Annotated in this window: 4 protein-coding genes; all 4 read left to right on the top strand. The window is 71.8% G+C overall.

Features of this window, described 5'->3' with window-relative positions:
- The first annotated feature begins 86 nt into the window (after positions 1–86).
- A complete protein-coding gene (locus tag J1C73_RS32930; protein ID WP_123460531.1) occupies positions 87–971 on the top strand; it encodes an amidohydrolase family protein in 885 nt (294 codons plus the stop codon).
- Between the two features lie 113 nt (positions 972–1,084).
- Positions 1,085–1,825 carry a response regulator transcription factor gene (locus J1C73_RS32925; RefSeq protein ID WP_207319566.1) on the top strand — a complete coding sequence of 247 codons (741 nt, stop codon included), beginning with the start codon at positions 1,085–1,087 and terminating at the stop codon, positions 1,823–1,825.
- 46 nt (positions 1,826–1,871) lie between these two features.
- Entirely contained in the window at positions 1,872–3,479 is a 1,608-nt protein-coding gene (locus tag J1C73_RS32920) for a HAMP domain-containing sensor histidine kinase (protein ID WP_242645047.1), read from the top strand.
- Positions 3,480–3,505: 26 nt separating this feature from the next.
- Positions 3,506–4,829 (top strand): bifunctional glycosyltransferase family 2/GtrA family protein (locus J1C73_RS32915; RefSeq protein WP_242645046.1); only part of this gene is annotated, 1,324 nt, incomplete at its 3' end.

Raw genomic sequence — 4,829 nt, 5'->3', positions numbered from 1 at the left:
GAACGGGCGAACGGGCGAACGATCGGGTGATCGGGTGGTCGGGCGAGCGGCGGTCGGATGGATGCATGGATGGGAGAGGGTGCCGGATGAGTGATGACCTTGCAGGCCGCGATGGAGTGGTGCGGTTCTGGGAACGGCTCGGGCTGCCGGGGCTCATCGACGTCCATACGCACTTCATGCCGGAGCAGGTGCTGCGCAAGGTCTGGGCCTACTTCGACTCAGCCGGTCCGCTGACCGGGATGGAGTGGCCGATCGCCTACCGGCACGACGAGGACGAGCGGCTCGCGCTGCTCCGTTCGTTCGGCGTGCTCCGGTTCACCTCGATGCTCTACCCGCACAAGGCGGGCATGGCGGCCTGGCTGAACGGCTGGGCGGCCGGGTTCGCGGACCGGGTGCCCGACTGTCTGCACACCGCCACCTTCTTCCCCGAGGAGGGCGTGGAGCGGTACGTGGCGGAGGCGGTCGGGGCCGGGGCGCGGGTCTTCAAGTCGCATCTGCAGGTCGGGGCGTACGACCCGAACGATCCGCTGCTGGAACCCGTGTGGGGGCTGCTCGCCGAGGCCGGGGTCCCGGTCGTGATGCACTGCGGGTCCGGGCCCGCGCCCGGGAAGCACACCGGGCCACAACCGGTCGGCCGGCTGCTCGCCAGGCATCCCCGGCTGCGGCTGATCGTGGCGCACATGGGGATGCCGGAGTACACGGAGTTCCTGGCGCTCGCGGAGGCGTACCCGGAGGTGCGGCTCGACACGACGATGGTGTTCACCGACTTCACGGAGGACTTCACCCCCTTCCCGGTGGCGGAGCGGGGGCGGCTCGCGGCCCTCGGGGACCGGATCCTGCTGGGGACGGACTTCCCGAACATCCCGTATCCGTACGCCCATCAACTGCACGCCCTGGAGCGGCTGGAGCTCGGGGACGACTGGCTGCGGGCGGTCTGCCACGACAACGCGAAGGCGTTGTTCGACTGCTGACGCGGTGCGGGCCTGGGCCGCGGGCCCAGGGCGGTCCCTCTTCCCGCGCCTTTCTCAGGGAATTCACAGAATCGGGAAAGAACTCTCTCAGAGGCGTCTCACAGGGTTGGGGCATGACGACGACGACCTCGCCCCAGGGGCGTACCGAACTGCTCAGGCCGGACCGCAGCCCCGTCCGGGTCCTGGTCGTGGACGACGAGGCCCCGCTGGCCGAACTGCTCTCCATGGCGCTGCGTTACGAGGGCTGGGAGGTGCGCAGCGCCGGGGACGGCACCGGTGCCGTCCGTACCGCCCGTGACTTCCGGCCCGACGCGGTGGTCCTCGATGTGATGCTGCCCGACATGGACGGGCTCGCCGTCCTCGGCAGACTGCGCCGGGAGCTCTCCGACGTACCGGTGCTGTTCCTGACCGCGCGGGACTCCGTCGAGGACCGGATCGCCGGGCTCACGGCGGGCGGCGACGACTACGTCACGAAGCCGTTCAGCCTGGAGGAGGTCGTGGCCCGGCTGCGCGGGCTGATCCGGCGCTCCGGTACGGCGGCGGTGCGCAGCGAGTCGACGCTCGCCGTCGGCGACCTGATGCTGGACGAGGACAGCCACGAGGTGAGCCGGGGCGGCGCCAACATCCACCTCACCGCGACCGAGTTCGAGCTGCTGCGCTTCCTGATGCGCAATCCGCGCCGGGTGCTGAGCAAGGCGCAGATCCTGGACCGGGTCTGGAACTACGACTTCGGTGGCCAGGCCAACGTGGTCGAGCTCTACATCTCGTACCTGCGCAAGAAGATCGACGCCGGCCGGACGCCGATGATCCACACCCGGCGCGGGGCGGGGTATCTCATCAAGCCCGGTGAGTAGGTGGGAGAGCAGCCCCGCGAGCAGCCCGGTGAAACGGCTGGTGAGGTTGTGGAAGGGGCCGTGGACGCTGCGGACCCGGCTCGTCGTCTCCGCGGTGACGCTGATCGCGGTCGTCGCGGCCGTGATCGGCTCGGTCACCGCCATCGCCTTCCACAGCTATATGTACGGCAAGCTCGACGACCAGCTGCGTGACATCGCCGTCCGGGCCGAGCGGATGCCGGGTGCGCCCGTACCCGGTGGGCTCAAGGGCAAGGAACCGCTCGGATTCATCGGCGGGGGAGGCCAGCCCCTCAATACGTTCGGCGTCGTCCTCGCGGACGGCGCGGTCACCGATTCGGTGGTCGTGAAGGACGGCGGGCCCGGCGTGCAGCCGAGCAACGAGCCGCTGACCGGGGCCCAGCAGGATGTCCTGGAGGCGGCCGGAGTCCGCGCGGACCGCAACGCGTACGACGTCGAGCTGCCCGGACTCGGCGGCTACCGGGTGGAGGCCGTCCCCATGAGCGACGGCACGACCGTCCTCGTCGGGATTCCCACCGCCGAGGTGAGCAAGGCCCTCAGCACCCTGATCCTCGTCGAGGTCTGTGTGACCGGGGCCGGGCTCATCGCCGCCGGGATCGCGGGCGCCGCCATGGTCACGGTCGCCCTGCGGCCACTGCGCCGGGTGGCCGCCACCGCGACGCGCGTCTCCGAAATACCGCTGCACAGCGGCGAGGTCGCGCTCTTCGAACGGGTTCCCGGGGCGGAGGCCGATCCGCGGACCGAGGTCGGCCAGGTCGGCGCGGCGCTCAACCGGATGCTGGGCCATGTCGGTTCGGCCCTGGACGCGCGGCAGAAGAGCGAGATGCGGGTCCGGCAGTTCGTCGCCGACGCCAGCCACGAGCTGCGCACCCCGCTCGCCTCGATCCGCGGATACGCCGAACTGACCCGGCGCGGCCGGGAGAGCACCGGCCCCGACACCCGGCACGCGCTGGGGCGGATCGAGTCGGAGGCCGAACGCATGACGGGCATGGTGGAGGATCTGCTGCTGCTCGCCAGGCTGGATGCCGGACGGCCGCTCTCGTACGAGAGCACCGATCTGTCACCGCTCGTCATCGACGCGGTGAGCGACGCCCGCGTCGCGGGCCGGACGGCCTCCCCGGACGGGCCCGGACCCACGCATCACTGGCGCCTTGAGCTGCCCGAGGTGCCCGCGACCGTACGGGCCGATCCGACCAGGATCCAGCAGGTGCTGGTCAACCTGCTGGCCAACGCCCGTACGCACACCCCGCCCGGGACCACGGTCACGGCCCGGGTGCGCGCGGGGGCCGGGTATCCGTGGGTCACCCTGGAGGTCCAGGACAACGGGCCCGGCATCCCGCCGGAGCTGCTGCCGCACGTCTTCGAACGGTTCGCGCGCGGGGACGCCTCGCGCTCCCGGCACGCCGGGTCGACGGGGCTCGGTCTCGCCATCGTGCAGGCCGTCACCGCCGCGCACGGCGGGCTCGCCGAGGTGCGTTCGGTGCCGGGGGACACGGTGTTCGCCGTCCATCTGCCGGCGGACCCCGGGTACGGGGACGGCCCGGTCCAGGGACCTGCGAACGCCCTGGCAGAACATCGCGCGGGCGGCGGCCCGGAGCACTCACAGGGGGACCACAGGCTCAGCACACGGGTGTGACAGCGCGGTTGGCGAGTGTCGATGTCATGCGAACCGACACTCCTTGGGGCACCCTGCCGGCCCGGGAACACCTCCTGGCCGGCGCGGGCGATGTGGCAGGTGCCCCCGTACTCGATGTGGTGGTACCCGTCTACAACGAGGAGAAGGACCTCGAACCGTGTGTGCTGCGGCTGCACGACCATCTGGCGCGCACCTTCCCGTACGACTTCAGGATCACGGTCGCGGACAACGCGAGCACCGACCGGACCGCGCAGGTGGCGCGGCGGCTCGCGGCGGTGCTTCCCCGGGTGCGGTCCTTCCGGCTGGAGGAGAAGGGCCGGGGACGGGCGCTGCGCACGGTCTGGTCGCACTCGGACGCCCCGGTCCTCGCGTACATGGACGTGGATCTCTCCACCGATCTGAACGCGCTGCTCCCGCTGGTCGCCCCGCTGATCTCCGGCCACTCCGACCTGGCCATCGGCTCGCGTCTCGCCCGCAGTTCGCGGGTGGTGCGGGGGACGAAGCGGGAGTTCATCTCGCGGGCGTACAACATCATCCTGCGCTCGTCGCTGGCCGCCCGGTTCAGTGATGCGCAGTGCGGGTTCAAGGCGATCCGCCGCGATGTCGCGCAGCGGCTGCTGCCGATGGTCGAGGACACCGGCTGGTTCTTCGACACCGAGCTACTGGTGCTCGCCGAGCGGGCCGGGCTGCGCATCCACGAGGTGCCGGTCGACTGGGTCGACGACCCCGACTCGACGGTCCACATCGTGCGGACCGCCACCGACGACCTGTTGGGCGTCTGGCGGGTCGGGCGCGCGCTGGCCGTCGGCGCGCTGCCGCTGGACCGGCTGGCCCGGCCCTTCGGCGACGACCCGCGCGACCGGGGGATCGGCGGGGTGCCGGGCGGACTGGCCCGGCAGCTGGTCGGGTTCTGCGTCGTGGGCGCCCTCTCGACCCTCTTCTACCTGGCCCTGTACTCGCTGTTCCGGCTGGGTGCCGGTCCGCAGATCGCCAACGGGGGCGCGCTGCTGGTGTCGGCCGTCGCCAATACGTCGGCCAACCGGAGGCTCACGTTCGGGGTGCGCGGCCGGGGCGGAGCCATACGCCACCAGGTACAGGGCCTCGTGGTGTTCGCCATCGGCCTCGCGCTGACCAGCGGTTCGCTGGCCGCGCTGGGGGCGGCGACCGGAGCGCCCTCGCACTCCACCGAGCTCGCCGTGCTCATCGCGGCCAACCTCGCGGCAACGGTGCTGCGCTTCCTGCTCTTCCGCGCCTGGGTCTTCCCGAACCGCGACGGCCGTGAGCACGGCCCGGACCGCGCTGCCGCGGTTCCGGCCTCCGCGCTCGCGGACCCTGCCCCTGTCCCCGCTC

It is taken from the genome of Streptomyces laculatispora (genome assembly GCF_017353455.1).
GTDB lineage: Bacteria > Actinomycetota > Actinomycetes > Streptomycetales > Streptomycetaceae > Streptomyces > Streptomyces laculatispora.
Note: the sequence above shows the minus strand (reverse complement) of the source record. Positions and strands in the feature narration are given on the sequence as shown.

Bases quoted from the DNA above. Each gene is read 5' to 3' on its own strand.
- J1C73_RS32930 (WP_123460531.1), top strand. From the start codon at position 87: ATGAGTGATGACCTTGCAGGCCGCGATGGAGTGGTGCGGTTCTGGGAA.
- J1C73_RS32925 (WP_207319566.1), top strand. From the start codon at position 1,085: ATGACGACGACGACCTCGCCCCAGGGGCGTACCGAACTGCTCAGGCCG.